An 888-nucleotide genomic window follows, 5' to 3' on the forward strand; every position below is an offset into this window, starting at 1 on the left:
ATGACCAGGTGGTCTTGACCGTCTTGGGCAATTGGCAGTAGTTGTGCTGCTGGTCGAACCCGACGCCATCGATCAGGTAGTAGGTGGTTTCGACGGTCTTGACGTTATTGTTCTGGGTGGTCGTTTCGTGGGTCAGCAGGTGGAACTGGTTGAACTTGCGTTCGATTTTTCGCACCGGCCGCGCTTGGGGTTCCGAGTCGTCAGTGACCCAGAGGGTTTCAATGCACACGTACTCGTAGCTGCCGATGTGGTTATAGAGGTTATCCAAGCCATCATCATCCCAGGGCGGCAGCGTCAGACCTCTTCCAAGAAAATTCGTCTCGCTGCTCTCAGAATCTTCGCGTTTGTAGGTATAGCGGACATCGATCTTCGGCTGGCCGAAGCCTGGATCGGTGAGATGTTGGGTCACGCGGGGTAGCGCCTGGCGCTGGGTGCCTGCGGGAAACAGGTGACCGGAGTCTCGATAGGAGATGTCTTCACGCCCCCCGGTGGGTGTCTCCACACTGATGATGCAGAGCTGATCGCGGATCAGGTCGTAGCCGAAACGCCAGGACGCCTCGTTCTCGGTCGGCAGGGTGATGCGGTTGACGTATTTATCTGAGCCCTCCAGGGCCATAACGAAGCGCGCCAGCGGGGTTCCACCGGGGCCGGCGACCGGCTGCAGCAACACCTCGACGGAGGTGCTCTGGCGGTTGACGGTCAGCAGGGTTTGCCCCGAATCATCCTTGACCCAGGCCAGTATCAGGTGAGTGCCGCTGAACGGCGTATAGCCGAGCGTGACCTTGTGCCCCGCGGGTGAACGGATCTCCACCGGCAAGGCCACCCGGTTCTGACTGCTGCCCATCACTTCGAGTATTTCGACCAGGCCGGACTTATGCACGACCCGGT

At 59.6% G+C, this 888-nt stretch carries 1 pseudogene; it reads right to left on the reverse strand.

Features of this window, described 5'->3' with window-relative positions:
• A pseudogene (locus J3361_RS29835) lies at positions 1 to 888 on the reverse strand (sugar-binding protein); the annotation flags it as partial.

Source organism: Pseudomonas sp. OA65 (genome assembly GCF_017498305.1).
GTDB classification, from domain to species: Bacteria; Pseudomonadota; Gammaproteobacteria; order Pseudomonadales; family Pseudomonadaceae; genus Aquipseudomonas; species Aquipseudomonas zanjanensis.